The organism is Leeia aquatica, assembly GCF_012641365.1.
GTDB classification, from domain to species: Bacteria; Pseudomonadota; Gammaproteobacteria; order Burkholderiales; family Leeiaceae; genus Leeia; species Leeia aquatica.
In genome coordinates this window covers 1-25,388 of the sequence record NZ_JABAIM010000001.1, presented here as the reverse complement: position 1 = coordinate 25,388, position 25,388 = coordinate 1, and the positions used below count along the sequence as shown (strand labels likewise).

Annotated in this window: 37 protein-coding genes, 1 rRNA gene and 1 other RNA gene; 13 read left to right on the top strand and 26 right to left on the bottom strand. The window is 58.1% G+C overall.

Going from position 1 to position 25,388, the window contains the following annotated elements; genetic code table 11:
* From HF682_RS00195 to HF682_RS00080, 24 genes are all read right to left on the bottom strand, one after another.
* Window positions 1-1,431, bottom strand: a complete 1,431-nt coding sequence (locus tag HF682_RS00195) for a phage tail sheath subtilisin-like domain-containing protein (RefSeq protein ID WP_168875251.1) — start codon at window positions 1,429-1,431, stop codon at window positions 1-3.
* Between the two features lie 2 nt (window positions 1,432-1,433).
* Complete coding sequence (locus HF682_RS00190) at window positions 1,434-1,673, bottom strand: hypothetical protein (protein ID WP_168875250.1); 240 nt, start codon at window positions 1,671-1,673, stop codon at window positions 1,434-1,436.
* Window positions 1,670-2,134 (bottom strand): Gp37 family protein, encoded by a 465-nt coding sequence (locus HF682_RS00185; protein ID WP_168875249.1) that lies wholly within the window; start codon window positions 2,132-2,134, stop codon window positions 1,670-1,672. Before HF682_RS00185 ends, HF682_RS00190 begins: the two co-directional genes overlap by 4 nt.
* On the bottom strand, window positions 2,134-2,571 hold the full coding sequence (locus HF682_RS00180; RefSeq protein WP_168875248.1) for a gp436 family protein: 438 nt from the start codon (window positions 2,569-2,571) through the stop codon (window positions 2,134-2,136). Before HF682_RS00180 ends, HF682_RS00185 begins: the two co-directional genes overlap by 1 nt.
* Window positions 2,572-2,578: 7 nt before the next feature.
* On the bottom strand, window positions 2,579-2,911 hold the full coding sequence (locus tag HF682_RS00175) for a DUF2190 family protein (protein WP_168875247.1): 333 nt from the start codon (window positions 2,909-2,911) through the stop codon (window positions 2,579-2,581).
* The gene (locus HF682_RS00170) at window positions 2,908-3,156 is read right to left on the bottom strand and encodes a hypothetical protein (protein ID WP_168875246.1); all 249 of its coding nucleotides are present in this window, start codon (window positions 3,154-3,156) and stop codon (window positions 2,908-2,910) included. The genes HF682_RS00175 and HF682_RS00170 overlap by 4 nt, the downstream gene beginning before the upstream one ends.
* A gap of 8 nt (window positions 3,157-3,164) precedes the next feature.
* Window positions 3,165-4,088 carry a major capsid protein gene (locus tag HF682_RS00165; RefSeq protein WP_168875245.1) on the bottom strand — a complete coding sequence of 308 codons (924 nt, stop codon included), beginning with the start codon at window positions 4,086-4,088 and terminating at the stop codon, window positions 3,165-3,167.
* Between the two features lie 59 nt (window positions 4,089-4,147).
* Entirely contained in the window at window positions 4,148-5,278 is a 1,131-nt protein-coding gene (locus tag HF682_RS00160) for a peptidase (RefSeq protein ID WP_168875244.1), read from the bottom strand.
* A 90-nt stretch (window positions 5,279-5,368) separates the two neighbouring features.
* Entirely contained in the window at window positions 5,369-5,578 is a 210-nt protein-coding gene (locus HF682_RS00155; protein WP_205881847.1) for a YodC family protein, read from the bottom strand.
* A gap of 133 nt (window positions 5,579-5,711) precedes the next feature.
* Entirely contained in the window at window positions 5,712-6,233 is a 522-nt protein-coding gene (locus tag HF682_RS00150) for a phage virion morphogenesis protein (protein ID WP_168875242.1), read from the bottom strand.
* Complete coding sequence (locus tag HF682_RS00145) at window positions 6,230-7,063, bottom strand: phage head morphogenesis protein (protein WP_168875241.1); 834 nt, start codon at window positions 7,061-7,063, stop codon at window positions 6,230-6,232. The genes HF682_RS00150 and HF682_RS00145 overlap by 4 nt, the downstream gene beginning before the upstream one ends.
* The gene (locus tag HF682_RS00140; RefSeq protein WP_168875240.1) at window positions 7,056-8,519 is read right to left on the bottom strand and encodes a DUF935 domain-containing protein; all 1,464 of its coding nucleotides are present in this window, start codon (window positions 8,517-8,519) and stop codon (window positions 7,056-7,058) included. Before HF682_RS00140 ends, HF682_RS00145 begins: the two co-directional genes overlap by 8 nt.
* Entirely contained in the window at window positions 8,516-10,123 is a 1,608-nt protein-coding gene (locus tag HF682_RS00135) for a hypothetical protein (protein ID WP_240947010.1), read from the bottom strand. The genes HF682_RS00140 and HF682_RS00135 overlap by 4 nt, the downstream gene beginning before the upstream one ends.
* Window positions 10,123-10,692, bottom strand: a complete 570-nt coding sequence (locus HF682_RS00130) for a DUF3486 family protein (protein ID WP_168875239.1) — start codon at window positions 10,690-10,692, stop codon at window positions 10,123-10,125. Before HF682_RS00130 ends, HF682_RS00135 begins: the two co-directional genes overlap by 1 nt.
* A gap of 1 nt (window position 10,693) precedes the next feature.
* Window positions 10,694-11,005 (bottom strand): hypothetical protein, encoded by a 312-nt coding sequence (locus tag HF682_RS00125; protein ID WP_168875238.1) that lies wholly within the window; start codon window positions 11,003-11,005, stop codon window positions 10,694-10,696.
* Window positions 11,002-11,376 (bottom strand): hypothetical protein, encoded by a 375-nt coding sequence (locus HF682_RS00120; RefSeq protein ID WP_168875237.1) that lies wholly within the window; start codon window positions 11,374-11,376, stop codon window positions 11,002-11,004. The genes HF682_RS00125 and HF682_RS00120 overlap by 4 nt, the downstream gene beginning before the upstream one ends.
* On the bottom strand, window positions 11,373-11,975 hold the full coding sequence (locus HF682_RS00115; RefSeq protein ID WP_168875236.1) for a hypothetical protein: 603 nt from the start codon (window positions 11,973-11,975) through the stop codon (window positions 11,373-11,375). Before HF682_RS00115 ends, HF682_RS00120 begins: the two co-directional genes overlap by 4 nt.
* 31 nt (window positions 11,976-12,006) lie before the next feature.
* Window positions 12,007-12,201 (bottom strand): hypothetical protein, encoded by a 195-nt coding sequence (locus HF682_RS00110; protein WP_168875235.1) that lies wholly within the window; start codon window positions 12,199-12,201, stop codon window positions 12,007-12,009.
* Entirely contained in the window at window positions 12,201-12,608 is a 408-nt protein-coding gene (locus tag HF682_RS00105; protein WP_168875234.1) for a M15 family metallopeptidase, read from the bottom strand. Before HF682_RS00105 ends, HF682_RS00110 begins: the two co-directional genes overlap by 1 nt.
* Before the next feature lie 77 nt (window positions 12,609-12,685).
* Window positions 12,686-13,267: a hypothetical protein gene (locus HF682_RS00100; RefSeq protein ID WP_168875233.1), complete on the bottom strand. Its 582-nt coding sequence runs from the start codon at window positions 13,265-13,267 to the stop codon at window positions 12,686-12,688.
* The gene (locus tag HF682_RS00095; protein ID WP_168875232.1) at window positions 13,257-14,132 is read right to left on the bottom strand and encodes a DUF4747 family protein; all 876 of its coding nucleotides are present in this window, start codon (window positions 14,130-14,132) and stop codon (window positions 13,257-13,259) included. Before HF682_RS00095 ends, HF682_RS00100 begins: the two co-directional genes overlap by 11 nt.
* A 154-nt stretch (window positions 14,133-14,286) precedes the next feature.
* Window positions 14,287-14,808 carry a hypothetical protein gene (locus HF682_RS00090; protein ID WP_168875231.1) on the bottom strand — a complete coding sequence of 174 codons (522 nt, stop codon included), beginning with the start codon at window positions 14,806-14,808 and terminating at the stop codon, window positions 14,287-14,289.
* 33 nt (window positions 14,809-14,841) lie between these two features.
* Window positions 14,842-15,612, bottom strand: coding sequence for a hypothetical protein (locus HF682_RS00085; RefSeq protein ID WP_168875230.1), 771 nt, complete (start codon window positions 15,610-15,612; stop codon window positions 14,842-14,844).
* An 8-nt stretch (window positions 15,613-15,620) separates the two neighbouring features.
* A complete protein-coding gene (locus HF682_RS00080) occupies window positions 15,621-16,127 on the bottom strand; it encodes a hypothetical protein (protein WP_168875229.1) in 507 nt (168 codons plus the stop codon).
* Between the two features lie 69 nt (window positions 16,128-16,196).
* Between HF682_RS00080 and HF682_RS00075 the strand changes: the two genes are divergently transcribed.
* Window positions 16,197-16,433 carry a DNA-binding protein gene (locus HF682_RS00075; RefSeq protein WP_168875228.1) on the top strand — a complete coding sequence of 79 codons (237 nt, stop codon included), beginning with the start codon at window positions 16,197-16,199 and terminating at the stop codon, window positions 16,431-16,433.
* 58 nt (window positions 16,434-16,491) lie between these two features.
* Here HF682_RS00075 and HF682_RS00070 read toward each other — a convergent pair whose 3' ends face one another.
* Entirely contained in the window at window positions 16,492-16,740 is a 249-nt protein-coding gene (locus HF682_RS00070) for a hypothetical protein (RefSeq protein ID WP_168875227.1), read from the bottom strand.
* A gap of 111 nt (window positions 16,741-16,851) precedes the next feature.
* Between HF682_RS00070 and HF682_RS00065 the strand changes: the two genes are divergently transcribed.
* The 12 genes from HF682_RS00065 (at window position 16,852) to HF682_RS00010 (ending at window position 24,614) form a co-directional block, all read left to right on the top strand.
* On the top strand, window positions 16,852-17,328 hold the full coding sequence (locus HF682_RS00065) for a hypothetical protein (RefSeq protein WP_168875226.1): 477 nt from the start codon (window positions 16,852-16,854) through the stop codon (window positions 17,326-17,328).
* 2 nt (window positions 17,329-17,330) lie between these two features.
* Window positions 17,331-17,639: a helix-turn-helix domain-containing protein gene (locus HF682_RS00060; RefSeq protein ID WP_168875225.1), complete on the top strand. Its 309-nt coding sequence runs from the start codon at window positions 17,331-17,333 to the stop codon at window positions 17,637-17,639.
* 9 nt (window positions 17,640-17,648) lie between these two features.
* Window positions 17,649-18,647 carry a hypothetical protein gene (locus HF682_RS17635; RefSeq protein WP_205881846.1) on the top strand — a complete coding sequence of 333 codons (999 nt, stop codon included), beginning with the start codon at window positions 17,649-17,651 and terminating at the stop codon, window positions 18,645-18,647.
* A 10-nt stretch (window positions 18,648-18,657) separates the two neighbouring features.
* Window positions 18,658-20,448: a DDE-type integrase/transposase/recombinase gene (locus HF682_RS00050; RefSeq protein WP_168875224.1), complete on the top strand. Its 1,791-nt coding sequence runs from the start codon at window positions 18,658-18,660 to the stop codon at window positions 20,446-20,448.
* Complete coding sequence (locus HF682_RS00045) at window positions 20,448-21,731, top strand: ExeA family protein (RefSeq protein ID WP_168875223.1); 1,284 nt, start codon at window positions 20,448-20,450, stop codon at window positions 21,729-21,731. The genes HF682_RS00050 and HF682_RS00045 overlap by 1 nt, the downstream gene beginning before the upstream one ends.
* Before the next feature lie 324 nt (window positions 21,732-22,055).
* Window positions 22,056-22,337, top strand: coding sequence for a hypothetical protein (locus tag HF682_RS00040; protein ID WP_168875222.1), 282 nt, complete (start codon window positions 22,056-22,058; stop codon window positions 22,335-22,337).
* A gap of 83 nt (window positions 22,338-22,420) precedes the next feature.
* Window positions 22,421-23,035 (top strand): DUF3164 family protein, encoded by a 615-nt coding sequence (locus tag HF682_RS00035; RefSeq protein ID WP_168875221.1) that lies wholly within the window; start codon window positions 22,421-22,423, stop codon window positions 23,033-23,035.
* Window positions 23,036-23,037: 2 nt separating this feature from the next.
* On the top strand, window positions 23,038-23,304 hold the full coding sequence (locus tag HF682_RS00030; protein WP_168875220.1) for a hypothetical protein: 267 nt from the start codon (window positions 23,038-23,040) through the stop codon (window positions 23,302-23,304).
* On the top strand, window positions 23,301-23,576 hold the full coding sequence (locus HF682_RS00025) for an HU family DNA-binding protein (RefSeq protein WP_168875219.1): 276 nt from the start codon (window positions 23,301-23,303) through the stop codon (window positions 23,574-23,576). The genes HF682_RS00030 and HF682_RS00025 overlap by 4 nt, the downstream gene beginning before the upstream one ends.
* Window positions 23,576-23,646, top strand: an RNA gene (locus tag HF682_RS00020) — hammerhead ribozyme type II. The genes HF682_RS00025 and HF682_RS00020 overlap by 1 nt, the downstream gene beginning before the upstream one ends.
* Window positions 23,644-24,237 (top strand): gp16 family protein, encoded by a 594-nt coding sequence (locus HF682_RS00015; protein WP_168875218.1) that lies wholly within the window; start codon window positions 23,644-23,646, stop codon window positions 24,235-24,237. The genes HF682_RS00020 and HF682_RS00015 overlap by 3 nt, the downstream gene beginning before the upstream one ends.
* Window positions 24,234-24,614, top strand: a complete 381-nt coding sequence (locus HF682_RS00010) for a Mor transcription activator family protein (protein ID WP_168875217.1) — start codon at window positions 24,234-24,236, stop codon at window positions 24,612-24,614. Before HF682_RS00015 ends, HF682_RS00010 begins: the two co-directional genes overlap by 4 nt.
* A gap of 669 nt (window positions 24,615-25,283) precedes the next feature.
* On the opposite strand, the gene rrf is transcribed toward HF682_RS00010, so the two are convergent.
* Window positions 25,284-25,388, bottom strand: a 5S ribosomal RNA gene (rrf, locus tag HF682_RS00005); the annotation flags it as partial.

Here is a 25,388-nt window from a genome sequence, read left to right as displayed (position 1 = left end):
TTACTTCCCTCCCTTCAAGGTCAGCAGGTATTCCGAGGTAATCTCGGTTTCATAAGTGAGCCGCTCCATCGGCGGCGGCGGGGTGTACTTGTAGTTGAGCAGCAAGTGCCCGCTGGCCAGCTCGGTTTCGCTGTTGCGTGCCGGGTCAAACCAGCACTTGAAGCCGAGCAAGGCACCGTCGCCGATCAGTTTGCGGCCATAGCTGTTGACGGACTCCAGCAAGGCATCAATGGTGGCCTGGTTCAGCGGCATGTCGATGAACTGCTGGCTGAAGTAGCGGATGGATTCGTTGATCACATCGCCGGTACGGCGCACGTTCTCGAAGTTGCGCATGTGGCTGACCGTTGGCCAGGCTGCGGTGCGGTTGCCCCACAAGCGGAGGCCGGAGCCATAGCTGGAGAACACCGTGGTGATGCCCTGCTCGTTCAGCAGGTTCACCTCGGACTGCGGGTCGTCGATCATCGCCGACAGCTGGCGCTCGACGCCGATCACACCGGCCAGTTCCTGGTTGGAGCTGGACCACCAGAAACCCTTGTCCAGGTCCACCTTGGCACGCAGACCGGCAGCACGGGCCGACAGCGGCTCCAGGCGCTCGTTGTTCAGCACCGGGTCGTAGACCTTCACATGCGGATAGCACAGGCGCACCCGATCGCTGGAGGTGTTGAAGTTGATGGAGCCTGCCGGACCGCGACCGGCCAACGCCTGGGCGTAGGTGGTACCGATTGGAGCATCAATATAGGTAATCGCATCCAGTTGGTCGGCCATCGCGATCAGCTCGGTTGCCACCGAGTTTTGCGTGCAGAACGCCGGGGCGATCAGAATCTTGGCAAAGAAGCCGAAGAGGTTATAAGTATCCTTCAATGCCTTGAGACCGGTGCGTACACCTGCGGCGTTGACCGTGCCAATGATGTCGGCCGCTGTGACCTTGGTTGGGTCCGCATAGTCATAGCTCGCCTTGACGCTGGCCCCGGCCAGCAGGGTGCCCCCCTTGAGTCGGGTCAACTGCCCGGTCATCAGATCCACCGAGTAGTCTGTGCCCTTCACATAGGTGGTGATGCCATCATTGCTTTTGACCACCAGATTGGCCGCCGCGCCTCGTGCCAGGTTCACCCGGTCCGTCACAGCATCAAAGGTGATGGCTTCATTGGTCACCGCTGACTTGTGAATGGCTGGATCGAGCACGTTGATCACGATCACCGTTCCGGCGCCGTGATCATAAATAGCATCCAGGGCTTGCGGGATACTGAAGCCCGGCAACTGCGGGCCGAAGGCGGCCGCATCTTTCTCGGACAGGCTCAGGGTGGCGACATTGACCGCTCCGACGGGCGCGGTACCGATCAGGCCGATCACCGCTGACTTTACGGTACGAACCGGGCGTGGGCCGCGTTCGATCTCGATGGTTTCGACACCATGCAGGTAGTTTGCAGCCATGTTCAGGCTCCTTTCTCGGTGGATTCATCCGCAGCCGTACCCCGAGCAGCACTTTTGCCCGGACGCACGGCTTCGGGCACGGGGGTCAGGTAATTCAGAGCCAGCAGCGTGCGGGTATATTCATGTGCTTCCGGCAGCTCCACCTCGGTACCGGGGTGCAGCATCACTTCGTACCCGGTTTCGCCATCTTGCAGCGTGACGCCACTGCTGGGCCCGCTGTAACGGTATTTGCTCGTTTTCATGGGGTTTCCTCATGCGTAACTTGGTTCAGAATGGGGCCGGACGGCATGTTGCTGTCTTCCACCAGCATGGTTTGAGTGGCCAGGTCCACGGCGTACTGCCAGATGCCCGCCGATTCACCCAGAAACTTCTCGGAGACTGCCCAGGTCTTGCGGCAATCCATCGGGCGCCAGCCCACCAGCGCGCGGCGCACTTCGTCGACCTTTTCAATGGCCCCACCCCGGCCATTCAACTGGCGCAACAGCACGGTGATGGACAGCTTCACCACACGCGGCTGGACGATGCAGGTGAGATCAACGGGGTCAGTAAACTGGCTGCCGGGGTAACTGACCAACAGCGCCCCTTTGGAATGATTGAGCCGGTACTCTCCGGGTTGATCTGGGAAATACTCAACCGCCAGCTGCGGCAACTTCACCTTAAGACGAGCCACCACGGCGTCGATAATCTGCAGGGTGGTAGCCATCAGCGGTACCGATCCAGCAGGTTGATGTCGAAGCGGCGAGGCCGCGACCGCACCTTCATTTCACCCGACTCCGGGGCAGCTTCCCCGCTTGGCACGCCGATGGTCAGCTTGCCGTCTCGCATGGCCTCCAGCATCTGCATGCCGGACTTCCAGGTGCGAATGACAGCATCAGGCAGCTCGTTGCCTTCCGGTCGCCGGGCATACAACCAATGTCGGGCCAGATGGACAGTGATGTCCTTGATGACAGAGGGCACCGGAACCAGCGGCAGGTTGTAACGCCCCCGCAAGTAGGCATCGACCAGCTCTTCCGCCTGGCGGACGGCTTCCTCGACCACCGCTGTGTGGATGACGGTAGCCGACTCGTCGTCATTGGAGAGCCAGATCAGGGTTTGCGGCGGTATGGCCAGCTGCAAATCGGCCAGGACGCAGTAGCGCATGGCGACCTCAGATGCCCCGCACGATGCGGATCACATCACCCGCAGCCGCTGCCGCATCCAGCGCAATGCCATTACCCACTCCAGCAGCCTTGGGGATAGCCTTGCCGTTGGCGTCAGACTGAACTTCAGCCCCCACTGCAATTGCTGCACCTGCCTCCACCAGGATCAAACCCAACACGTTCGCCGGTGCGACACCTCCTGCCTCGGTATCTGCATCTACGACACCCAAGGCCTTAACTCCGGTCCCACAGGCATTGCCATCAAAGCCGACAAAACGGCGGCGAGTCAGGCCAGCGGAGGTGATCACAGAAGTGGTCAGTATGGATTGTTGCGTCTTCATTGCTTGTTCCCCTCTGCTTGGCCGCTATCCTCGGCACCTTTGCTGGTATCGCTGTCGGCTTGCTTGTTGGCGTTGGATTTGGCGTACTTGCCGCTTTTGGCCGGTTCGGGCTTCACCACTGGCTCCAGCCAGCGGGCGAGCTTACTGGCGCTTTCGTCGCCCAGCTCGATCTCGCTGCCCTCGGGAATGCGTTTCTCGTCGACGTCCAGATCAATGCCGCGCACTCGGTAACTCTTGGTGCTCATGGTTCACCTCATGCGTTGGTATCGGAGATCAGGTATCCGGCGTCGGCACCCACCACTACCGGTTTGTAGACATCGGTATGGCGGACGAAACGTACTTTGCCGCCTTCAGCGTCGTACTTGTCGGTTTCCGGCATGCCCTTCTTGCGCAGGGTGTAGCCGAAGGACGGCTCCTCGTAATCCGCCGCGCTGCCTCCGCTCGGCTTGGCCACGTAGGCGAGCATCAGGTTGTCACCCCACACATCGCCGGTAGCGCTGTCACCGGCCAAGGCCTCACCGATGTAGATGTCGTTGATACCGAACAACACGCGCAGGTGCTCAATGGTGAGGAGCTTCTTGTCTCCGGCACTGAGAGCGTTCTGCAGCTTGGTATGGAACTTCAGTGATTGATACACCGAGGCGCCCATCACAATCGTGTTTGGACGGATACCGATGCGGCTGCGTACGACTTCTTTACCGCTCTCAATCACCTGGATCGGATCGCCGCCGTTATTGCTCCACTGACTGGCCCCCGCCAGCGCCACCTTGCCACCGGGCAGGTAGGTGCTCGGATTCTGCGCCAGGGCAGCACACGCCCACTCGCACCGCAAATCAATTGCGTCCTTGACGCGCTTGGCCGCACGGGCCTCGGCGTCGAACATCGACTCCTGCTGCTCACGGTAATCCACCGGGTAGGCCAAATCATGTTCGCGTAGCACTACATCGAGGGTGTCGATGTCGTCCGGTGTCATCACGTTGGACTTGGCACGGATGGCGCGCTCGGTTTCCCACAAGCGAAAGGCCTCCTTGCCGAACAGCGGCACAACGGCCCCTTCTTTTTCCACATGCGCGACCGGAAACAGCGCCTCGCCGATGTATTGCGCGTTGCGGTAGCCGCGCGCGATGTTGGTCAATACCGGATCAACGACCCGGAGCTGTCTGAGACGATCAACCATGTTGCTCTCCTATCGTGGGGTGGCTTTCGCGGACTACGCGATCTGCTGCCCCGTGGTGGTTACAGCAGCTGACGTACGGCCTGCTCGTAGGGAATGTTCTTTTCGGTGGCCAGCGCAACGGCACGCATATGCAGGTTGAGGCGGTCGGGGTCGGTCTGCTTCTCTGCGAAGTCAGCGACATCGGCACTACTACTGGTATTGGCCTTGCCCTTGGTGGCGGCCTCGCCAAAGTCGATCACCTTCGGCATATCGCCCAGGAAGGACATGAACGCAGTAGCCAGCGGCTGCTTGTCGTCACCTTCGCCGAACTCGACGGCCGTCTCACCGTCTGCAAAGTCCAGAAATGCGACCACGGCAGGCCGATGCTTCGGTGCCAGCCTGCCTTCGTTGACGAGCTGCTCGGCATAGGCCAGGTGTTCGCTGTGGCGCTTGGCCGTTGCACTGGCTTTTTCACGTTCGGTGGCTTCCGCCAGTTTTTGCTTCAGCTGGGCGTTTTCGGCCTCCAGCGCAGCCTTTTGCTCAGGGGTCACTGCAAGTTTCTCCTCAGGAATAGGTGGGGTCGGGTCAGGGGGGGCATCGGTTGGGTCGGCGAAGGCTGCGCGCGGGGTGTCGTCATCCTGACGAGCTGCCTCGCGGATGGATTCGATCTGCCAGTCCGGCACAACCTGGTCGGCAGTCTCCTGCCCGAACTTGGCCAGCAGCCACTCGCGTACCCGACGCCAGAGGGAGGCGTTGGTCTCCATGCCCCAGTCACCAAACTCGACTACGCCATCCTCGGCGTCGGCGAATTCGGCCTGCTTGAGGCCTTTCACGGCAGGCGGCTGGGCACCGAGGAAGCCAACGTGGCGCAGGTAGTACACGCCGGGCACCGGATTATTGGGCGCGTCCGGCAGGTAGAAACTGGCGCTGATCTTTTTGAAGCGCCCGGTTGCCACCAGCTCGGCGAATGCGGCATCAATCTGGTGTGGCTCGGCATTGAGGCCATCGCGGTCTGCGGCCAGCGACTTCACCCAGCCATAGGCCGGAGCGTCATGTCTGGGGTGGCCGATAACAATGGGCGCTTCATGCAGGGCCGGATCGTAGGCGCGGGCGCTGGCCGCAAGATCGGACTCGGAAAAATCCATCACCGCACCAGACATCGCGGTCTGGCGGCCGGGCTTGAAGATGTGCAGGGGTGGGGTCGTGTTCATGCCGCCATGATCGGCGGCATGAGGGATGGGGGCTTTTAAATCGGGTTAAAAGTTAATAAGCCACTATAGGATGCTTTCGATATCGAATGCTTAGCCCATACCCATCACATTGGGGTGCTCATAGTGCTGTAGCGCTGCCATCACAAAGCGCTCCTTTTTCCTCTCCCCATTATGGAACCAGCTACACTCGCATGTTCCTTGATAGTTCCCATATGAATCGTTGATGCCGATCGTTTCGATGGTCATGACCGGGCCACCACCTTTCAACTGAACCACATCACCGACTTTGAGTTCTGCCATGACAAGCTTCCTTTCCATAGAATGGGAAAAGCAATATACCGGACCTGTAAAGCCTTTATAAGCTTTACTGGCCTGTCCTTTAGGGTGGTTTGCTACCCAAGCTTGTCCCGTGGGTTGAGGAGCCCTCTGAAGGCTAAACGCCAGCAGCCGTTCTCAGGTGGCGCAATACACAGTCCAGCACCGCTTCTCGGGCTTCGGGTTGCAGTTCTCCGTTTGCAGTTACCGGCAGAAACGGGCGGGCCGGGATATCCACGCTACGGCCCCGACCGGCTTTGCCGCCGAACTGGTGGATGGCCGCATAGACTTTGTTGCTGCCGATTACCGCTTGGGTACTGTCATAGTTGGTGGTGATCGAGCTTGCCAGCTGGCCGGTATGCTGCAGGATTCGCATGCCAGCCAACTGGCGCTGGGCCGAAGCCCTCAGCGCACCGCTCTTCTTGTACGCCTTCTTGCCACCAAGACGTGCGCGCACGGTGGCATCGGCCAGCGGGGCCCAGCGCGGGCGACCCTCTTCCTCAAAATTTCGTTCGGTCTCCAGCAGCAATGCCTGCGCGATCTGTCTCATGGCAGGCCGTAGATCAATGGCGGCCTGCTCCAGCCGTAGCAGGGCTGCTTGCAGTTGAGCATCATCGATGGTGAGACTCAGCATGCTCATGGCAGCTCCTTGTTGGCCAAGGCCACCAGATTACCACTGTAGCGCTGGCGCTCGGGCTGCCATGCCGCTGCACCGGGGTTATAGCTCCAGCCTGCATCCGGGGAGATGATGATGTCGCGGCGTGTGATGGGATCTGTCGCCCGATAGGTCGCCACCTCGCGCATTTCTCCCGTCTTGCGGGATACCAGCTTTTGGGTACGGCCCAATTTGCCTGTCGACTGCGCTACCCTAAGACCACTTCGGGTCAGATCATCCTCTGCCAGCGCCACTACACGGCAGCGGCATCCCCAACCGTTAGGCGGATAGAAGGATTGCCAGAACGGATCATCGTAGCGGAACACCTTACCATTCATGGCGCGATGGCTGGGCCGGGTCTTACCGTCCAGGATGGCGATGTATTGCCAATACGGGCGGTCGTCCACGTTTTCCATCTGCGCCTGCCAGCGGCCAGCCATATATGCGGTCTGCAGATTGGTGCGGTAGATGGTCTGCAGGCGCCAGGGGCTGCCCAGTTGCACCTGGCTGACTTCGCCTGTATCCGGGTCGATATGCTCCTGCTTGCCCCACCAGCCTTTGGCCTGCAGCAGCGGGGTCAAGGTCCGGGTGAACCAGGCCTGCGTTTTGCCCTCCTGCAGCGCGGCCTCAACGGCTTCGCGGATGTCTTGCAGAATGTCCAGTCGTGTCGCCTTGGCTACGGTAAACGCCTGGGTCTGGGCATCCTGCCAAAGTTCCTCCCAATCCCAGGTAATGGCGTAGCCTTTGTTTTTCAGATACTCGATCGCCTTCCTGGGCGGCAGGGACATACAGTAGGCGAGATCTACGTCAGCCATGAAGGCGACCCCACAGCTTGGCCACAAAGATCATGCGCGCCAGGCGCTCTTGCAGGCCGCTGGCGTCCATCTTCGGATACAGCTCAGCCAGCATGCCGAGGAGCTCGTCTGGCTGGACGCCCTGGGTGACGCGCTGCAGGAGTGGGGCCAAAAGGGCTTGGGCTTCCGCATTGAGACTGTCGACCGTCAGTGTATCCAGCGCTACATCCAGCGTCAGTTGATCAGGTGCATCAGCAGACTCAGCAAATTCGGCGGAGGGTGCGGAGGGCTCCTCCTCTGCCAGATCACCATCCTGCAGCTGATAGGCGCGTTTGAAGTAGGCCGAAGTCAGCCTGGCACCCGCTCGGGTCAGCTTTTCATCTCGCTCAGCCAGCACCTTGTCGACATCTTCTTGCTCCCACAATGAGAATACCGGGCGGGCACCGTCGTTGAAGTTCAGCTCACACACCCAGCGGATCAGGGTGTTGAAGGCTTCAGCCACCACAGCTGCATCACCATCGCGGATGTCACGGGTGACCTCCAGCCCGGCCTGGGCGGAGGCGCGGTTGCTGTTGGCCTCAGTGGTCTGATTCTGCCCGAGCAGCGCAATGGATACCTCGGAGCGGCAGAAGTGCAGCAACCGTTCATAGACCTCGGTACTGCCGGTCTTGCTCGCCGCCTCCTTGATCTCGATGCTGGAGTCGTCCGGGATCACCGCTACGGCGTCCTGCACCATGTCTTCCAGTCGGTCGAGCAGCAGGTTGGTCTCGGCGTCTGACGAGCTGCGCGGGTGCTTGCCGATCACCCAGGGGGCGCCGTACTTCTCGGTGAACTGCACCCAGAACTTGAGGCCACCTTTCTTGAAGGTGGTCGGCCAGAAGCACATGGAGAGATCGGCGAAGCCGTAGGGGTTATCGTAGCTGGCATCCTGGCGCGGCACCAGAAATTTACGTGGCGGCAGTTCTTCGCCCTTGAGCGGGCTTTGCCTGGTGCGCATGCGCAGCTGGTTGTCCTCGTCATACACGAACCAGTCCGCAGGCTTGCCAACAATGTCGACCGGCACCACGTAGCTGCCGACCTTACCCCATATCACTTCCATAGGCTGATAGCCGTAGAGCATGGCATCCAGCATTTCAGTCATGATTCTGGACAGGTCAAGGTCTGCAAAGATACGCTCGATCGACCTGGTTACGCGGCTCTTGGCCTTGTCACGATCCAGTCCCCATTCAAGTGCTTTCACTGCCGCCTTGCGGCGTCGGATGCTGCCGCCAATATGCGCGTCAGCACGCAGCTCGCGGTAGACTTTGATGTCCTTGCCCAGTGCTTTCAGCACTGGATCCGGGTTGGGCAGGTACATGCCCAGCGCGTGAAAATCGATGCTGCGGCCGCGCGTGGCGATCTGGTTGGAGAGCGATTGGCTCGGCTCTCCGAACTGGACGAACTCAGTGGCGCTGACCCATAAGCCTTTGGTCCTCATTGATACCCCTGGGTGATTTTGGCACCGGTGCGGCGGCGGCGGGATTTCACCGTCACCGGGCCTTTGTTGATCTCGCGACTGGCGAAGTACGCCAGTGCCACGGCGACGGCTGCATCGCCATGGCGCTTGCCCTTGTCCTCACCGGTGCTGCGACTGTCGGGGATGCGTGGTACACCCTTGACCACCTGCACGGCACGCAGGTCGGCCAGAATGTCGGCGTCCTTGGGCAGGTCAACCAACTCTCCGTCCTCGAGCGCGGCCTTCACCGGCGGCATGTGCTCGCGGTACCAGCCTTCGGAAAGCATCACTTGCTGGATGCGGCTGGCGCCGTAGCGCTGCATGGCGTACTCGGCCAGTGCCTGCCCGTTGCCACGGGCATCAAAGGCAGCGCCAGTAAAGCGTGGCAACCGATCCAGCAGGTAAAAGGCAACTTGCTCTTGCTGACGGAACGGCACATTGCGCAGCTCCAGGATGAAGGGCACACGGCGCACCAGGTTCTGCGTCTGGATCAGGGGCACGTGGACGGTCAGGTCACCAGTGCGGCCAAAGTCTTCACCATCGAAGCTAATGGCATCCTGTGGCAGTGCGGCCAGCAGTGGCGCCAGGTGTTCTTCCAGCCAGTCGCGGCAATCGGCGGTGCGGATGTGGTCAGGCAGTAGTTCAAAGCCCTGCGGGCACGCCCAGTGCAGCACTGGCGTATCAACCGACATACGCGATTCGATCAGGGCCCGCGACAGCCAGGCTCCGCCGCTGTGCTTGGGGATGCAGCCGTATTCTTCTTCGGCGGATTCGGTGTTGGGCGCGTTCTTGTAGAGGTCGTCGCGCCATTTCTTCTCGGCGACCAGTGACCAGGTCTGGCCGGTGACGTAGCAGATGCGTTGGTACAGGCCATCCGCAATGGCATCATTCAGGGTGATGCGGTGGATGCTGTAATCCTTGCGGCCGGCGCGGGCGTCTTCGATGTATTGGTTGAACAGGTTATCCACGCCGTTGTGGGTGCTGATCAGCCGCACTTTGTTGCCCCACATGGTCAGCGCCAGCGCGGCCTTGAGCAGTTCCTCCAGACTGTCGTGGAAGGCGGCTTCATCAATCACCACGTCGCCCTGCAAGCCGCGCAGGTTGGATGGGCGGCTGGATAGTGCCTGGATTTTGAAGCCGGACTTCGGGAAGCGGATCATGTAAGTGAGGATTTCCTCCTGCTTGCCCTCATCCCAGAAAGTCTGCTCATAGACATCGGCCTGCGCCAGTTCGTTAAACGCCTTGGCGAACAGTGCGCAGGCGGCGATATACTCCAGTGCCATCTCCTTCTTGCTGCCTACGTAGAAGGTATTGCAACCTTGGCGGCGGCGTGGCCTTGCGGCTTTCACGACATTACGGCCAGCCTCGGCCCAAGTGAGCCCCGTGCGGCGGGATTTCTCCGCGAACATGATCTGGGCTTCGTCCTCAAACCAGCGTTGCTGGTACGGTAGCAACACCGGCTGTTCGGCCGGGATAGCGTCCGCCACGTCCTGCGGCACAACCACGCCAGCCAGTTCCATCTCTTCAGCCAGATTGATCTTTCGGGGCGTGCCTATGGGCTGGAGAGGCGTGTGTACCTTGGCCATTATTCTTTACCCAGCAAGATGCGGCGGATACGGCTTTCCATTTGCTCGCTCATGCCATCCGCACCACGCAGCTCCTGCAGCTTCTCCTCCTGCTCGGCCAAGAGCTTCTCCCGAGCCTCACGCTCGATGCGGGCTTGCTCGTCCAGGCGGAAACGCTTCTGGTTGACGCTGGCACGGGCCAAGGTGGCGATATTCTTGGCAGCGCTGGACAAGAGGCCAATGCGCTCAGCCGGGTCGATGTCTTCGTCACCGGCTTCCTGCAGGTTGACGATGCTCTCGAACAGCTCGGTCTGCACCAGGGCGATCACCGCTTCGGAGCGGGCATCCTGGTCGTCGGCGGCGCCTTCGGTCAGCAGGCGAGCGGCCTCAGTGCTGGCCTTGATCGCAGCGAAACGGCGCTCAATCTTCTGGCCATAGCGGTGGATGGCCGACTTGCTGATGGCGAAGCCCTTTTCGCGCAGCGCCTCCTCCAGCAACTGATAGCCGCTGAAGTTGCCACCGACCAGAGACTGGTCGAGCCACTCGCGCACAGCTTGAGGCAGCTGCTCGACACTGTTGCGGCGAGCCATATCACTGGCCCCAGTATTTGGCGGGGCGGGCGATGCCCGGCTCGCAGTCGATGGTGTATTCGGCGATGTCCACGCCGTAGCGGGTCAGGTCGCCCCACCAGCGGCCAGACGGTTCCTTGCGCAGCTTCACCAGGGCGCGGTCGGCCAGGTAGTCCAGCTCCTTGCGCACCTCAATCGGGGTCACGTCCGGGTAGATGGAGCGCATGGTCATCTGGATCACGTCCTCGACCACTTCCTCGGGGCGGGCGTTGTACAGGGCCAGCAGCAGATACCAGCGCAGCGATTCGCGGCGCACTTTGGCCTGGTCAATCATCGTTGGGCACCTTTCAGTTGGATGTTTTCGATCTTCAGCGCCACAGCGTCGAGCTTGGCCTCGATCACGGTCTGATTGCGGACGTAGTCCTCGCGGCGCACGTAGTTGAGTGGCAGATCGGCCTGGAAGCGAAGGAACTCCCGCTCCAGTGATTGCCAGCCTTCGGCCTCTCGTTTGATATGCTCGAGCAAGGCACCAAACCGTTCGTCCCAGTGGCGCCCGGCAGTTTCACGAGCACTCTCCATGGCCGCAAATCGCTCATTGAGGCGGCGTTCGATCTGGGCCAGCAGCAGCTTGCCAGCCGCAAACAGGAAGCCCAGGAACGACACCAGCAAAGAAACCAGCTGCCAGAACTCCACTTGCACAGTCATGGCTGGGTCTCCTGTACCCAGTCAATTACGCGGTTCAGCTGGGATTCGATGTCACGGCAGCGGGCGCCGTACTCGGTGATGTGGGTGAGGAGGTCGGCTGGCTGTACCCCGGAATCAAGGGCTTCGGCGGTGTCGGCCGCATCAGCAGCTCCGGTGGCACGATCGGCTGAGGACACTGAACTGGCACCGATGGCACCGTTCCACACGCCGACAAAACCATGGGTAAACACACAGCGAGGTACAGGCTGCAGCGGGCTGTCCAGAGAGGGGCGATACATGCTGGTAACACGGTTGATCCTCCGTTTGAGTTGGTTGGCTTCCTCGGCATGGCGGGTGCGCTCCTGCTGTACCTGCTTTGCCAGTTGATTGGCTCGAATGGTCAATACCTGCTCCTGGTGGCGCGCCTGCTCAGATGCCATGGCCAGTGCATTAGCGTATTGCGCCTTGAGCATGGCAAGTGCAGCCGTGCCATCTGCCTTGGCTGTGCGGTGCCCCATGGCATAGCCTCCAGCACCCGCGATCAGGGCGGTCAGAGCAACCATGCCCAGTGATGCCAGCAGGGCTTTCATACGTGTCGTGATCAGTGGCAGGTCCAGCATGGCGGCCTCTTGCTAAGATTGGAGGGTGTATTCATCGTGAAATGCCTTGTTGCGTGAGCACTCGCAAAACCGCATTGGCGACTGGCAACAGCGTTGCCATCAAGGCGTAGAAATTGACCGGCAGTACAGGTTGAAGCACACCCCAGCCTGCTTCCAGCGCAACCAGGCCTGCTGCAATGACGTTCAACCAGATGGTTTTACTGGTGAACCAGCGCTTCGGCCTCATTACCAACGATCCCGTGGCAGTTCAAAGTGCGGAAACTCCCGGAATGGTGCCCCCGGCTTGCCATACCAGTTGAGCCCCAATGCCATGCCGATCTGGCCTGCCTTCTGCCAGTGTGGATGCTTGGCATCCCACACGGGCTTGCCTGCCTGCATCGGGACAATATCGAATGCACACGAAGCGGGCTGGCCCTGGATGGTGTGGTTGTGGGCAGATTGCCCGGCGCGTGCATTGGTGACGCGAGGGCCGGGTTCACTGCGACCCTTGGCATAGAGTTCGTCTTGCTCGGCATTTGAGCGCCAGGTGCAGACGATGAGGATGTCCAGCCCGGCAGCTGCCGTTTGGCGCAGGAACTCCTGACAGATGGGTTGTAGGACGGGGTGGAGGTGCTGCAGGCTACGGCTGGACATGACCTACTCCAGAAGTGAACATGACGCCATTGTGGGCGTCATGTCTGGAGCGGGCTTTTAATCTGGTTTAATGCTACCTATTGATTTTCTCGATTATTAGTTTGGTGTGTGTCATACCAATGTGCAGTACGAAAAATTGCTAATGCTGCTGCTGCAGTAATACATAAGCCATAGAGGTAGAGCCAATAACCAACCATGTCACCTAAAACACGAATTATCCCAAGCATTTTTGTAAGACAAGAGAATTCTACTGGCAACGCAAAATTTGTTGCTCGAGCAATAACAGCAGAAATTAGAGCGATCATTTGAACCAAGACAAAGTGCAAAAAGGTTGCGCTAACTTCTAGGTATGGAGACGGGCGCCCCCCATCTTCAGGCATTTGTCCACTAATGATAGATTTGAACTTTTCATCCCCAAAGCCAAGAAACACAGCAAAACCACCAAGTGTGAATCCAAGCATGCTAGGCATAACTGAAAAGACCTGCTCCCACCAAGCTTCGGTAAGCCAGTAATGCGTTGTGAGCAGCAGCAAGCAAAAAGAAAGCCACAGGTATGGTGACCGCCAGAGCGCTCTCCAGCCTCCGTAAGCTGCCCAGTACAGCTTTAAGATTTCGAGCAGCCCATGACCATCGCCCTTCTCTTTTTGATTAGTCGCCATGTCCAGGTCGTCTCTCCGTTGCTGCTATCAGTGCTTCATCAGGAAGCTGTAGGTCTGGATTGTACGATATTTTTTCCAGCCAAGGCTTGGCAACGGTAGACTCCTCTAACCGTTCGCCCCCAATGCCGAAGCCCGAGCCATGAACTTTCCCGTTGCTTGCTGCAACACGTGCCAGTTCACGTATGTCTTCATCCAGCTCTAGAGACTGCCTAAGTTCAGCCGTGATTTCCAGGGTGGTCCTACGTGCATTTTGACTCCTCATTCGGTCAAAAACACGTTTCTCTGCATCTCCTAGTTCATCCGCATTAGGTTTCTGAACCACGATTGTGAGTTTGCGCAGGGTTGGCATCTTGAGGATATTTTCAAGCTGATCACGGTCTGGAAGGATGGTCACATCAACTGGACCAAACTCCGCCACTATATCTGGATGCGAAAATAGTATGTCTAGTAACTTGAAAACTTGCCTAGGGCTCAGCGACTTTTTGAAAGAATTGCTTTCAAAATAAAACGTATGCCCATGAGGGTAAAATACGAAACCAAACTGTTCTAGGTTAGGGCGCAGGTTCTCTGGGATGTGAATACGAGCCCGCTCCTCCTCTGTTGCCACGACCTGACTTTTTATGTTTAGCCATGGAGCATCTTTGTCTATATTCACAAAGCGATATAACTTCCCGATAAGACCATTTTCAGGTTTCTCACCATCTATAGCTCGTATCTCCCCCAGCATGAGGTGCTGATCTTTGCGGATACGTATGCTTTGCCTTAATTCAAAAGCGGCATACAGTAGCCGTACATAACCAGCAGGCGCGTGCGGGTGCGTGACAATGTTGATTCCCCCAATCTCTACGGTACGATCCCGAGCCATTTGCAAACCCTTCTGTTCGTCGTTTTGGTAACTTATCAGTCTTAATCACATCTGCTTGGCAAGCTTCAGATGCTGTTCGTCAGTTGTTCAAAGTCTAAAAGCGATGTTGATCGCAGGGTTGTCTCTTGGATTTGCATGCTTTCCCTGATGGGGATCATTGCTTCGGGCAGGTATAGGCAGTAGTACCTACAGTGCCATCCGGTCGAACACCCAAGACCTTCAGGCATCCCTTACGTGGCGGCGTTTCACTTGCGGAGGCGATCACCACGGTGCCAGGGGCCTTACCACCAGAGTGAGCTGCTTTAAGGCATTCAGCCCGGTTTGATTGGTACTGCTTCCACGCACTGTCAATCCTGCCGGGGGTTCGTTCGACGCCACCATTCTGGGCGGCAGTCAATTGTGCAGACCACCATTCCTGGGCCATGACCCCCGAGCTAAAGCAGCGGCCATAGGGGAGGTCAAATGCAGTGGTGCCATACTTCTCGCCTGCCTTTTTCAGCTCATTCATTTTGGTGCTGTGCTGGCGCAGGCTTGCGAGGTCACTTTTCTTCAGTACCGCTGTCGAGGCCTTGATCGCGGTGTCCAGATCTTTCACATAGTGTTCGACCTCAGCAGGGCTGGATGCATAGGCACATCCGACAATCAGGATTGACATGAACAGCAGCTTACGACGCACGAGCAGTTCTCCATAGCCTGTAATAACGAGGTACTACTTACGCTTGGTCTTGAGCTTGACCTCTTCCCAGCTGGCTTGACCATCTTTCACGACACAGCGCCAATCTGGCGTTCCCTTGCGATCCAGTACACTGCCCAAGCCGTAGGTCAGGCTCTCGTGCATGCACTGTGGCGACGGTACCGGTTTGGCTGCCAGTTGCAGGGCCAAGCTCTCCGCTTGTGCCGACTTGTGCGAATACAGCCCGTACATGACTGCGACAGCAGCAGAAGCAAGCAGAGCCAGCAGCAGTAGCGCTGACATGCCACTTTTCCAGCGCAGTAATGCATTCCTGGCTACCTTGACGCGTGTGTCGCACTCTGCTTTCTCTTGCTGGTGGCGGATGCGGGTGTCGCTGGCCAATGTATGCGCGGCGTCCAGTCGTTGCTGCACTGTTGCCAGCCTCTGCTGGGCTTCGCGCAAGTCTATCTGGGCTTTTCTGGCATCGACCTCATGTTTGAGCTGGCAGTTTCTGACAGCATCCTCATTCTTGGCCTGCATGATCCATCCGTCCAGAATGGCATGGGCGGCAAGGAGCTGGTCCTTGTATAGATCTTTGTAACCTGCGCCAAAAATGCGTTTCAGTTCACCCCATACAGCGGGTTGCTCCCTACCGGTTAATTTGAGCAGCTCTTGTACTTTTTTACCGATAGGATAGGCATCAGCCTCGCTCAGCTTCTCTCGGTCCTGGTAGTTGTAGTTGTTGATGTTGCCGTTGGCCAGCTGGCCATTGAAGTCACCCCGGATGTCTTGCTTGGCCTCTTCCATGCTGCGTGTTACTTCTTCCCTATGTTTTTGGTGGTGCCAATATTTATCTTGCCCGTGTTATTAACGTTTCCCTCGACCAGCTGTCCATGAAAATCACCGCCCACCTGTACTTTGGTACTGGTTGGTGAAGCAGAACTGCTGCTTTTGGACACCAGTTTGACCACCGCATTGGCCAACTGCTGAGCGTCCACCTTCTTTTCCAGTGAGAGTAAATCCACAGCGTCCAGCACCGCTTGATGTACTGCCGCCTCACCAATGCCATGGCCTTGCCGCTGGCCGGTGAGGATGAACTGCACGTCAACACCAACCGCTGCCAATGCCGCCAGCAGGTCGGCCGACAGCCGTTTTCGCCCACCAAGAACATCCCTCAGGCCCTGAGAGTCGGGTTCGCCAGCGGCCTTCGCTGCTACAGCGGGCTTTAGACCAAGGCGGTCTAGTTCATCCTTCAAGCGAACGTGTATCAAATCCACAATTCCGTTTGACATTGTGGAAATAATCCACAATAATTGATTCACACCGTCCAACAACAAACGGCAACTTAAGCGGCACTCTGCAAAGCGCCGCCCCCTTAAACAGGAGCCAACATGAAACTACGTACCCCGGACGAAGCGCGGGCCGCGCTTCAGGCCAAAGGCATCTCCATCACCCAATGGGCCATCGCCAACAAATTCTCTCCCAACCTGGTGTTCGAGGTACTGGGGGGCCGCAAAAAGTGCGTTCGTGGCCAAGCCCATGAAATCGCCATCAAGCTGGGGCTGAAGGCGGGCGAGATCTGTGCTGATCCTGCCAACGCCTTGACTCAGCGCCGTGCTGCTGCCTGAAGCTGACCATGGGCACTCCACACATTAGCCGTATTGATGCCCCGCTGCCGCACAAGGGTCAGCCGGGCGTAGCCAGCGAATAGCGATCATAAGCCATGTCTGCCCACGCCTCTACTTCACTACTGACGGCCAAGGCTGCTGTGGGGTCCGCAAAGCGGGCCTTCGGTGCAGCAAGGTATTGCTCCAGCCGCCAGACCAGCGCCTGCGGGTCCAGTTGCCCGGTACTGACCATGGTATCCAGCAAGGTCTCTATCAGCAAAGCCTGGGCAGTGAGCTGGGCTTGCAAGCGGTTTTCCAGATCTGACATGGGCTGGTTCCTTTCACGAATTATCTGCCCAACATGCTATCGGCTGCAAACCACTTTCGATAGCTGCAAAAGCGGGATTTGTCTGGAAGACATGCTTGAGAGGGCGTTCCAATGAGCCGCCCGAACTGGAGCCGTATCCAGCCCAGCTCTTTACGTCATGCACTGGAACTGTGCAAAGACTTTGCCAAGGCAAGGCGCAACCAGTCGGTTGAGCGCATTGCCGAGCGCATGGGGCTGACGGATCACTGGACGGTTTACAAGTGGATTCAGACCGGACGTATCCCGGCAAACATGATCCGCCCTTATGAAACGGCCTGCGGTATCGATTACATCACGCGCTGGCTGGCGGCTAGCGCTGGGCGGCTGTTGATTGATATCCCTACCGGCCGTGATGCCAGTGCTGAGGACATGCAGAAGCTGCAGGAGGTGCTCAACACAGCGGTAGGCCAGTTGCTGCAATTTTACGGCGGCAAGGCTGAAGCCGCAGACACGCTGGCGGCTATCCGGAACGCCATGGAGGGACTGGCGTGGCATCGGGGCAACGTTGAAAAGCATGCTCAACCAGAGCTGTGTTTTCAGGAGGAATGACCATGAGAGACACAAGCAAAACATCGCAATCCGCCGGGAAGGTGCTGGATGTCCTGAATGTGCTGCTGGGGCACTTTGCCCATGGCCTGACACCCACCGAGCTGGCCAAAGCGACCGGGCTGGAGCCCAGTGCCATCACCCGCTACGTCGCCACGCTGGAAGACAAGGGCTTTGCCGAACGTATTCCAGAGACCGGGCGCATCCGCCCCTCAACCCGACTGGCGCAGCACGCTGTTGGCATCTTGCGCTCGCTGGATGCTGCCCGGCAGCGGATCGAAGAGATCACCAATCGTCTGACCACTCAACTTTAAGGAGAACCCATGGGCCGCAAGACCGTAACGACTGCAAACACCGCGCAGGTGGTGACGGATGCCGACACGCCAACACTCCCGGGAATGACAGAGGCCGCGAATGTCTTGGCCGCAGTACAGGCAGACTACAGTGAGGAACGCGATCTGCTGAACCAGCTTCTGGGACAGGCGCAGATGGCCGAGGCATTCTCCAAGTTTTCCAAGACCGTCTTGGTTTCTAAGCTGGCCTTTGTGAAGGAAAACAAGCTCTATCAGCAGCTTAGCGGGAAGCGTACCCAAGACGGTCTTGGGTATTCCGGTACTTGGGCAGAATTCTGCAACTTGCTTGGTTGGACGCCTGAACATGCGAACGAAGCCATTTCCAACCTGCATAATTTTGGCGAAGAAGCCCTCGAAAGCATGTCCCGCATGGGTATCGGCTACCGCGAGCTGCGCCAGTTCCGCCGCCTGCCGGAAGACCAGAAGACCGCGCTGATCGAGGTAGCCAAGTCGGGCGACAAAGACTCCTTCCTGGAGCTGGCCGAAGACCTGATCGCCAAGCACGCCAAGGAAAAAGAGGCGCTGTCCAATCAGATGGCGGAGATCGCCGCCGACAAGGAGGCTACCGAGCGTGTGACAAAGAGTAAGGAAGAGACCATCAACAGGTTGCAGCGCGAGGTGGTGCGTCTTTCCAAGCCCTTGACCGTTACCCCCTGGGATACCCGCGTCGCCCCCTTTCAGCGGGAAATCACTGAGCGGCAATCTGTGCTCGATGCGGCTATTGCCAAGCATCTGGAGGCAATCAAGGCACTGGATGCCTGGATGACGGGCGAGATTACCAATGCGCCGGATTATGACCCTGAGGCACCGGTTTCCCTGCCGCCAGCCATCCGCGCTGTAGTGCTGCATCTGGATGATGCCGTGAGCCGCACGGCTACCTTGGCGGCAGAGATGCAGCGTGAGTTGCGGATGCGTTTTGGTGCCGATATCGATGACGCACGGCAGCATGTGCTGACCGAAGGGGCGTGAGGTGGATGACATGGCGATCACCCCGGAAATTCGTGACACGCTGCGCGAGCTGGCGTCAAGGCTGGATGCTGCCCGGCATGGTGAACAGTCTGCACTGGTGGCTCAAACCGCCCAGTTCCTCGGGTGGTCGACTCAAACCGTATACCGGCAGTTGAAGCAGGCTGTTGGCTGGTGTTCCGGACGCAAGGCGCGGTCTGACAAGGGAAGCACTTCGGTGAGTGAGGCCGCGCTGGTGAAGCTGGGGGCCGTGCAACGTGAGGCGGTGCGCGACAACGGCAAACAGACGCTGTTCACCACTACAGCGCGCGGTGTGCTGGAGCAGAACGGCATCGAGTTGAAGGTGAGCAACAACCAGCTCAACCGGCTGATCCGCAACCGTAAGCTCAGCGTAGACGCGCAGCGGGAGATCAAGCCCGTACAGCACTTGCGCGCGCTGCATCCGAACCATACCCACGAAATCGATCCGTCACTCTGCCTGGTGTATTACCTCAAAGGGCGCCAGTACATCATGCGTGACCGTGACTTCTACAAGAACAAGCTGGAGAACTACGCCAAGGTCAAGTTCAAGGTCTGGCGCTATGTACTGTATGACCGGGCCAGCGGTGTGATTGTTGTGTGGTACTGCGAGTCTGCAGGGGAGAACCAGCACAACCTGTTCGATTTTTTGATGTTTGCATGGGGGCAGCAGGAGGGGCGGCTGTTTCACGGATTGTGCCGCTTCCTGCTGTGGGACAAGGGGAGTGCCAATACCAGTGCCGCCATCAAAAACCTGTGCCGGGCACTCGGGGTGCAAACGCTGGAGCACGAGGCTGGAAACGCCCGCGCCAAAGGGGGCGTTGAAGGTGCCAACAACATCGTCGAGACACAATTCGAGTCACGCCTGCGTTTCGAGCCGGTTGAGAACATCGAGCAACTGAATGCTGCAGCATCCGCCTGGAGTAACACCTGGAACGCCAATCTGATTCCCGGCCAGGACTCACGCTTGCGCCGTGAGGGGCTTGCCGAACCGGTGGCACGCTTTGACCTTTGGCAGCGGATTCGTGCAGACCAACTCCTGCTGCTGCCCCCGGTAGACGTCTGCCGCGCTTTCATGACGGCCAAGGAGGAAACGCGCAAGGTTCGCCCCGATCTGACGGTCAGTTTCAAACATCCGCAGGCCGAACGCTCTGCTATTTACAGCCTGCGCGGGCTGGATGGGGTGTGCAGCGGCGATGAGGTAGGCGTATGTGCGATGGTGTTCGGCGATTGTGCAATCCAGATCACCGTGCCGAGCTACAACGGCGAGGATCGTATCTATCAGATCGAGCCCGAGCGCGGCTTCGATGAATTCGGCCAAGCGCTGTCCGGCGCTGTCATCGGCGAAGAGTACAAAGCGATGCCGCATACCCTGATTGAGCGTGCAGCTGAAGCAATGGACGGCCAAGCCTATCCCGGCTTGTCAACTGATGAGGCCAAGGCCGCACGTGCCAAGCGCATCACACCATTTGAGGGTGAGCTGAAGGCTCATTCCTACCTGCACGATGTTGATCTACCAACCTACTTGCCTCGTCGCGGCACAGTCCACGACCTGGTAGCACCACAACTGGAACTTCCACTTCTTACACATGTTGAAGCGGCCAAGTTGCTCAAAGCCAAAGTGGGCGAGGCTTGGACCGTAGACCGCTTTGCCTGGCTGGTACAACGCTTTCCTGATGGTGTTCCTCAAGACCAGATCGATACCCTCTCGACCGAGTTGTCCGGGCCGGTAACGGATCTCAAGCAGCCGTTGCGCGTCCTGCGTGCAGTGGCAGGAGGTGAGTGATGTTGAAGTTGAAGAGCCTGCTGTTGAAGGCGGGTTGCAAACAAGCCGATCTGGCCAAAGCGTTGAACGTTTCACCCGCCACCGTGGCACAAATCGTGAACCACGGGGTGTGGCCCAAAAGCCTGGACGAACTGCAACTGAAGCAGCGCATTTGTGCCTTTCTGGAGGGCAAGGGAATGGCCGCCCCCAGCCTGACCAGTGTCTTTGAAGAAGTGGATCAGGCCGATATTCACGAGCGTATGAATGCGGTGATGGCCGAGCTAGGGGCTGAGCCTGGTGATTTGCTCAAAGCGCTTGAATCGCATCAGGCCGAATCTGCGACCCGTGGCGCCCACCCTCAAAACAAACCCGCTAACGTATCCAGTCAGGAGGAATCCATGTTGCTGCGCAAGCAAGCCCTGTTTCCAGCCACCCGCAAGCACTTCAGTCTTTTTCGTGACCCATTCTCCGATGATGCGATCCAGTCACACGAGGACATGTATGTCAGCCCGGATATCCGCTACGTTCGCGAGGCCATGCTGCAGACCGCAAAGCATGGTGGCTTGCTGGCAGTGGTGGCCGAGTCTGGCGCAGGCAAGACCACGCTGATGCGTGACCTGGAAGACCGCATCCTGCGCGAGACCCAGCCGATCCTGATCATCAAGCCCTACGTGCTGGCGATGGAAGACAACGACCAGAAAGGCAAGACGCTGAAGTCGACCCACATCGCCGAGGCGATCATGGCCGCCGTGGCACCGCTGGAGAAGCCGAAAAGTAGCCCGGAGGCGCGCTTCGCCCAGTTGCACAAGGCCTTGCGCGAGAGCCATGCCGCTGGGTATCGGCATTGCCTGGTGATCGATGAGGCGCATGCGCTTCCCATTCCAACCATCAAGCATCTGAAACGCTTCTTCGAGCTGGAAATGGGCTTCAAAAAGCTGCTGTCGATCATCCTGATCGGCCAACCGGAGCTGAAGACCAAGCTTTCTGAGCGTGATGCGGCCGTGCGTGAGGTGGTTCAGCGTTGTGAGCTGGTCGAACTGGCGCCACTTGAAGGGGGGCGCTTGGAGGATTACCTCAAGTTCAAGCTGGATCGCATGAACAAGCCGGTGCATGAGGTGATTGATAGCAGTGGCATTGATGCCCTTCGCGCCAGATTGACTGTGAACACGCCGCGCCGCGACCGCCCGGAGACGGTCTCCCTGCTATACCCGCTGGCGGTGGGCAACCTGCTGACGGCGTGCATGAACCTGGCGGCGGATCTCGGTGTACCACTGGTGACTGCTGATGTGGTCAAGGGGGTGTGAGGTGGGCGCTTTACTGAAAATTGTCCAGGCCCCCACGATGCCCCCCGATGAGAGCGCATGCCGGGTACTCAGCGCGGATGTAATTGACCGCCTGGGTGTCATGAACACTGCCGTTCGCACATTGCGGACCATGGGCTACCGCGTGTTGGCACAAACGCTGTTTCCTGTGCGAGGAAGCAAGCCGGAGGTGCGGATTGATCGCAACCATCAGACGTCCATTGGCCCTCTGCTGGATCGCTCCTGCGGTCACCATTGGCATACCGTAGCGGGCAAGAAATATGGTTTTACCGAGCTCCAGGGCGTAACTGTGACATGGGAGGAGGTATGAGTTCACACAACGCTCCTGAGCGTACGCATGTCGATCCGGACGCGATGGACAACATGGATGAGCTACGTGCCGCACTGCATCGCGCCAACAAGCAATTACATGCGCTGGAGGAAAGGTTGCATGCCATTCATGGCAGCCTGAGCGCTGTGTCTGCTCAGTTGGCTCGCCTGGTTATTGGGCATATGCAGGGACACCATGATTTTGTGTTGCGGGAGCTGGATGGCATCGTCAAGCATCAGGTCATGTGCGTGTCTAAATCACCGTCTGAGGTGCATTGATGCGTACTCGAATTCAGTTGCGTGACATGCTTAATCAGTTGAGTACATCCAAACGTATGACGGGTGACAGCAAGGAGTAGCAGATGAAAGCAAGCATTCCAGACGGGTACTGGCAAGACAGAGAAGGCCGGTTGATTCCCGAGGTGATGGTCAAACCCATAGACCGTGCGCGTGATGAGATTGTGCGTGAACTGGTGGAGCAGGCGCGCCATGTGTCTTCGGTACTGGCGTCGTTCAAGACCAAGGCGTTTGCAGACATTGGTGCCTTTGTCGAAATGTCCGCTGAGCAGTACGGCGTAAAGCTGGGGGGCATCAAGGGGAATGTGACATTGCTGTCGTTCGACGGGCGATACAAAGTGATCCGGCAGGTGCAGGAGTATCTGGTGTTTGACGAGCGCCTGCAGGCGGCCAAACAGCTGATTGATGAATGCATCCAGTCCTGGACGGCCAGCAGCAGCGATGAGATCAAGGCACTGATCAATGATGCGTTCCAGGTGAACAAGGAAGGACAGATCAATACCGCTCGTGTGTTGGGGCTGAAACGCTTGAACATCAGTGACGAGAAGTGGCTTCGTGCGATGCAGGCCATCGCGGACAGTGTCCAGATCGCCGGTAGCAAACCCTATGTCCGCATTTATGAACGCGTGGTGGATAGCGATCAATATCAGCCCATTAACCTTGATATCGCCGGGGTGTGATCATGCAGGGGTTCAGAAACCTGCGCCAATGCTTTGCTCGTATGCTCCAGGCACTGGATCACCCGGATGTAGTCAGTGCTGAAGCCGTGGTATGTGATCCTGCCAATGGCAAAGCCATGGAGGCGTTGGTGATCCTTCAGGGCGAGCATACCGATATCTTTCTGGAGCATCTGGCGATGGCCAGAGATGTTTTGAGTACCGGAACGGCCTCCCGGTTTGATGAGGCCGGACTTCATGTCGTGATTACATGTAAAGGAAACCCGCAATGAACAAGCAGGAACTGGTTAAACATCTGGCGACTTCCACAGGCATTTCCAACAGCCAGGTTGAGTCTGTACTTAATGCGTTGATTACGACCGTACTGGATACCGTGCGGGCCGGAGGTGAGCTGGCGATCACCGACCTTGGTAAGTTTGGTGCTGCTCAGCGCGCCGCCAAGGTGGGCCGGAACCCGAAAACGGGAGAGTCGATCCAAATTGCAGCGAAGCGCGCGCCAAAGTTCTCACCGGCCAAAGCACTCAAGGACGCTGCAGCAGCATAAGGCGAAACCGCGCGCAGTACGCTGCGCGGTCTGTCCGGTGTGGTTGCCGGGTACTGATGAGCTGACCATGACTACCAAGACATATGACCGTACTCGTTTAATTCGCTTGATTCATGTTGCTCGACGTGAACTGGGCCTGGACGATGGATGCTATAGGGCCATCCTGCTGCAAGTGGCTACCAAGACCAGTGCTGCTGATCTGAGTGCATCTGAACTTCAGATGGTTCTGGATCATATGAAGCGGCTGGGTTTCAAAGTACGTGCCAAGTCACCGGTGCAGTCACGCCCCTTGGCGCAAGATGCAGAGGCGCGGAAGGTACGCGCTCTATGGCTATTCCTGCATGAGCTGGGCGTTGTCAAAGACCCTTCTGAACGGGCACTGGCCAGCTATGTTAAACGCATTGCCGGGGTGGATGCGCTGCAGTGGGTTGACTGCGATATGCACCGAGTGATTGAGACCATGAAGAAGTGGGTCATGCGTTTCTTGCCACAGATTGTGCAGGAGATGGCGGCCAAGGCCAGCAAGTCGGGATTGACAATGCCTGAGCAGGATCTGATCAACAACGCATTGAGTGATGCATTTACCCGTATGACGTTTGACCCCATGCACTATGCATGGCAGTGCTTGAGCGATGTACTGAAACGAGGGAGAGCAGCATGAATGAAACAGCCTTCCAGGATAGCCGTCAAAAAAGTGAGTTCAAGAGTAAAGGCCCTGAGCTGCTGGTAGATCTAGCCGAGCAATGCGCATTGGCACTGGTTGAGCGTGCGGGGGTGAGCCAGGACAAGGCCGAGCAACTGGGGCGTGAGATTGCTGATCGAATGGCTGCCCATTGGGGAGGTCAGAACATCTATTTCCCGATGGGGCTATCGTACAAGCTGTCGTTGCGGGACCGGCAAATCTACGATGACTTCAACGGCGTCAATCATAGTGAGCTGGCCAGAAAATACAGCGTCTCACTCCAATGGATTTACAAGATCGTCAAGACGGTTCGACAAGAAGAGATCGCCCAGCGACAGGGCGACATGTTTGGCTAGCGGGTAGTTTCAGTGCCAGCAATAGTCTTTCATTTTGCCTATCCAGGTTCTTCCCATATCATCCCGGTTGTTCCCACTTATCTCTGACATCCCTGTGAGGTTATCTCTCACCCCGTCACCCTGCAGAAACTCTCGCAGCAACCCGGCCTGCGCTGCCCGCCCCGCCTGAACCCACCACAGCCCCCCACCTACTGGCTTGGCCGCCCCGGCGGACCCAAAGCCCGATTGCGCAACGAAAAACCACGCGGAGAAACCGTCCCTTACGACAAGCTATTGCGTATCTGGCAAGAAGGTGGCGATACCAAGTAAGGACTGGAACAGCAGCCTATTAGCCAAACCAGAGTGGGTTTTGCGATATGGCTTATTCCCATGCACTGCATCGCGGCGAGGGTATGAGTGCATAGCGGCGATCCATTGCGTACGCGCTGTTAGACTGCAGCATAAGCGTTTTTTTGGCGCTCAAGCGTGTCCTGATCAGCCTCGCTTTATGTCCCATCCAGCCCTATTCAGTGCATCGCTGATAGCTTAAATAGCCATGTCGCAAAACCACCATCACGATGGGGGCGAATCTGAATGAGTCGAGGATTGTAGCCGTTTGGCTAGAGAGTAGGTTTTGAGCGCATCAAATGCAGAAGCCCCTGCAGGATTCTGCAGGGGCTTCAAATGGGAGCCTGGCGGTGACCTACTTTCACAAGCGATCTGCTCACTATCATCGGCGCAACGTCGTTTCACTGTCCTGTTCGGGATGGGAAGGAGTGGGTCCAACGCGCTATG

Bases quoted from the DNA above. Each gene is read 5' to 3' on its own strand.
- HF682_RS00175 (WP_168875247.1), bottom strand. From the start codon at position 2,911: ATGAAGACGCAACAATCCATACTGACCACTTCTGTGATCACCTCCGCT.
- HF682_RS00130 (WP_168875239.1), bottom strand. From the start codon at position 10,692: ATGGCTCGCCGCAACAGTGTCGAGCAGCTGCCTCAAGCTGTGCGCGAG.
- HF682_RS00105 (WP_168875234.1), bottom strand. From the start codon at position 12,608: ATGTCCAGCCGTAGCCTGCAGCACCTCCACCCCGTCCTACAACCCATC.
- HF682_RS00190 (WP_168875250.1), bottom strand. From the start codon at position 1,673: ATGAAAACGAGCAAATACCGTTACAGCGGGCCCAGCAGTGGCGTCACG.
- HF682_RS00135 (WP_240947010.1), bottom strand. From the start codon at position 10,123: ATGGCCAAGGTACACACGCCTCTCCAGCCCATAGGCACGCCCCGAAAG.
- HF682_RS00100 (WP_168875233.1), bottom strand. From the start codon at position 13,267: ATGGCGACTAATCAAAAAGAGAAGGGCGATGGTCATGGGCTGCTCGAA.
- HF682_RS00035 (WP_168875221.1), top strand. From the start codon at position 22,421: ATGAAAGCAAGCATTCCAGACGGGTACTGGCAAGACAGAGAAGGCCGG.
- HF682_RS00115 (WP_168875236.1), bottom strand. From the start codon at position 11,975: ATGCTGGACCTGCCACTGATCACGACACGTATGAAAGCCCTGCTGGCA.
- HF682_RS00010 (WP_168875217.1), top strand. From the start codon at position 24,234: ATGAATGAAACAGCCTTCCAGGATAGCCGTCAAAAAAGTGAGTTCAAG.
- HF682_RS00145 (WP_168875241.1), bottom strand. From the start codon at position 7,063: ATGGCTGACGTAGATCTCGCCTACTGTATGTCCCTGCCGCCCAGGAAG.
- HF682_RS00070 (WP_168875227.1), bottom strand. From the start codon at position 16,740: ATGTCAGATCTGGAAAACCGCTTGCAAGCCCAGCTCACTGCCCAGGCT.
- HF682_RS00180 (WP_168875248.1), bottom strand. From the start codon at position 2,571: ATGCGCTACTGCGTCCTGGCCGATTTGCAGCTGGCCATACCGCCGCAA.
- HF682_RS00075 (WP_168875228.1), top strand. From the start codon at position 16,197: ATGAAACTACGTACCCCGGACGAAGCGCGGGCCGCGCTTCAGGCCAAA.
- HF682_RS00060 (WP_168875225.1), top strand. From the start codon at position 17,331: ATGAGAGACACAAGCAAAACATCGCAATCCGCCGGGAAGGTGCTGGAT.
- HF682_RS00110 (WP_168875235.1), bottom strand. From the start codon at position 12,201: ATGAGGCCGAAGCGCTGGTTCACCAGTAAAACCATCTGGTTGAACGTC.
- HF682_RS00015 (WP_168875218.1), top strand. From the start codon at position 23,644: ATGACTACCAAGACATATGACCGTACTCGTTTAATTCGCTTGATTCAT.
- HF682_RS00050 (WP_168875224.1), top strand. From the start codon at position 18,658: ATGGCGATCACCCCGGAAATTCGTGACACGCTGCGCGAGCTGGCGTCA.
- HF682_RS00120 (WP_168875237.1), bottom strand. From the start codon at position 11,376: ATGACTGTGCAAGTGGAGTTCTGGCAGCTGGTTTCTTTGCTGGTGTCG.
- HF682_RS00065 (WP_168875226.1), top strand. From the start codon at position 16,852: ATGAGCCGCCCGAACTGGAGCCGTATCCAGCCCAGCTCTTTACGTCAT.
- HF682_RS17635 (WP_205881846.1), top strand. From the start codon at position 17,649: ATGGGCCGCAAGACCGTAACGACTGCAAACACCGCGCAGGTGGTGACG.
- HF682_RS00085 (WP_168875230.1), bottom strand. From the start codon at position 15,612: ATGGAAGAGGCCAAGCAAGACATCCGGGGTGACTTCAATGGCCAGCTG.
- HF682_RS00165 (WP_168875245.1), bottom strand. From the start codon at position 4,088: ATGGTTGATCGTCTCAGACAGCTCCGGGTCGTTGATCCGGTATTGACC.
- HF682_RS00150 (WP_168875242.1), bottom strand. From the start codon at position 6,233: ATGAGCATGCTGAGTCTCACCATCGATGATGCTCAACTGCAAGCAGCC.
- HF682_RS00185 (WP_168875249.1), bottom strand. From the start codon at position 2,134: ATGGCTACCACCCTGCAGATTATCGACGCCGTGGTGGCTCGTCTTAAG.
- HF682_RS00025 (WP_168875219.1), top strand. From the start codon at position 23,301: ATGAACAAGCAGGAACTGGTTAAACATCTGGCGACTTCCACAGGCATT.
- HF682_RS00195 (WP_168875251.1), bottom strand. From the start codon at position 1,431: ATGGCTGCAAACTACCTGCATGGTGTCGAAACCATCGAGATCGAACGC.
- HF682_RS00040 (WP_168875222.1), top strand. From the start codon at position 22,056: ATGAGTTCACACAACGCTCCTGAGCGTACGCATGTCGATCCGGACGCG.
- HF682_RS00140 (WP_168875240.1), bottom strand. From the start codon at position 8,519: ATGAGGACCAAAGGCTTATGGGTCAGCGCCACTGAGTTCGTCCAGTTC.
- HF682_RS00095 (WP_168875232.1), bottom strand. From the start codon at position 14,132: ATGGCTCGGGATCGTACCGTAGAGATTGGGGGAATCAACATTGTCACG.
- HF682_RS00030 (WP_168875220.1), top strand. From the start codon at position 23,038: ATGCAGGGGTTCAGAAACCTGCGCCAATGCTTTGCTCGTATGCTCCAG.
- HF682_RS00170 (WP_168875246.1), bottom strand. From the start codon at position 3,156: ATGAGCACCAAGAGTTACCGAGTGCGCGGCATTGATCTGGACGTCGAC.
- HF682_RS00160 (WP_168875244.1), bottom strand. From the start codon at position 5,278: ATGAACACGACCCCACCCCTGCACATCTTCAAGCCCGGCCGCCAGACC.
- HF682_RS00155 (WP_205881847.1), bottom strand. From the start codon at position 5,578: ATGGCAGAACTCAAAGTCGGTGATGTGGTTCAGTTGAAAGGTGGTGGC.
- HF682_RS00125 (WP_168875238.1), bottom strand. From the start codon at position 11,005: ATGATTGACCAGGCCAAAGTGCGCCGCGAATCGCTGCGCTGGTATCTG.
- HF682_RS00045 (WP_168875223.1), top strand. From the start codon at position 20,448: ATGTTGAAGTTGAAGAGCCTGCTGTTGAAGGCGGGTTGCAAACAAGCC.